Raw genomic sequence first — 1,492 nt, forward strand, 5'->3', positions numbered from 1 at the left:
GCTTTGGGACGCCCTGGCTCCGCTCTCAGCCGCTGGTTTGCGCAGGAACAGCGACTTCGCTGCAAGTGCGGCCCCGCCGGTGATGAGCACGCAGGCGGCGAGGATGCGCAGCGACGGCTCGGCGACGCCGGCCGCGATCAGCACCAGCGTCGACAACAGCGGTGCGGCGTAGCTTGCAGCACCCAGCACCTGGATGTTGCCGCGCTTGACGCCGATGTCCCAGGCATAGAAGGCCGCCCCCACCGGCATCAGGCCAAGGCCGAGCACGGCCAGCCACTGGCCGGCACCGTCAGGCAGAACCGTCTGTTCCAGCGCCAGGTGGCAGGCGAGCGACAACACCGCGGTCGCCGCGCAGAACCAGGTGACGATGCTGGTCGGCACCGACGGGAAGCGCCGCGACAACAGCGAATAGGACGACCACAGCACGGCACAAACGGCGGCCATCGCATAGCCGAAGGCGTAACGGGCGTCGAAGGCGAGGCCCCCGCCCTTGGTGACGATCAGCACGGTGCCGGCAAGGCCGAGCAGCGCGCCGACGACATGGTTCCAGGCCAGTTTTTCGCCCGGCATCAGCGCCGAGCCGAGCACGATCAGCAAAGGCCATAGATAGGCGATCAGGCTCGCCTCCACAGCCGGCGCATTGCGCAGCGCTGTGAAATAGAAGAAGTGGTAGCCGAACAGCCCGGCAATGCCGATCAGCCACACCTGCGGCGGTATCTTCTGGCTCTTGTCGGGTGCCGGCATGAACAGCCGCGCGACCAGCCCGACACCGGTGCCGATCGAGAAGGTGATCGCCGACAAGAGGAACGGCGGCACCTGGCCCGACGCATCGGTGAGCAGTGCGAGCAGCGCCCACATGGCGACCGCCGAAAAGCCGATCAGTGTTGCGCGCCCCATTCTGTCTCCAGTGGCGCGCCAATTCTGCGCCTGGCTATTGTACCGCTTCGAAACGTCCGGCGCTGATGGTCAAGGTGCCGATCTGCGTGCCCACCGTGGCATGGATCGGCGCATATACGCCGGTTTGGCCGAGCGGTGCAAACGTCACCATCATGCGGCTTTTGCTCTTGAGATAGTTGAGCGCCTTGCGGCCCTTGCGATAGCCAGCCACCGGCTCGAAGCCCATCCGGCAGGTAACCGTGTCGCCCTTGTAGCCCGGCACCGAGATCGTGCCCTTCGAAGCGTAAGTCAGCGTCAGATCGGCGCGCATCTCGCCGTCGTAGAACTTTACCGTGCGGCCGCAGACCTGGTCGAGGCTGTCGGCATGGATGACGGTGGCAGCCATCGGATCGAGCACCGATGCCAGGTCGCCGGCACCGAGCGGCACCCAACTCTTGGGGTCGCGCTTGCCCGGCGCCGGGACGACCTGCGTCGAGGTGACCCTGCCATTTGCAAAGCGGATGTCGACCACCGATGCCTTCTTGCCGGAGGTGTAATCGGCGCGGAATGCCTGCGGCACCATCCTCTTGCCCGCAATCGTGCCTTTGGACGAGAT

Annotated in this window: 2 protein-coding genes; both read right to left on the bottom strand. The window is 65.9% G+C overall.

The annotated features are described in order from the left end of the window. Window positions 1-897, bottom strand: an 897-nt coding sequence (locus tag EN884_RS35655) for an EamA family transporter (RefSeq protein WP_128361111.1), incomplete at its 3' end; no start/stop codon positions are given. A 34-nt stretch (window positions 898-931) separates the two neighbouring features. Continuing rightward, window positions 932-1,492 (bottom strand): DUF3108 domain-containing protein (locus EN884_RS35660; RefSeq protein WP_164895416.1); only part of this gene is annotated, 561 nt, incomplete at its 5' end.

Source organism: Mesorhizobium sp. M7A.F.Ca.AU.001.01.1.1 (assembly GCF_004022735.1).
GTDB classification, from domain to species: domain Bacteria; phylum Pseudomonadota; class Alphaproteobacteria; order Rhizobiales; family Rhizobiaceae; genus Mesorhizobium; species Mesorhizobium ciceri.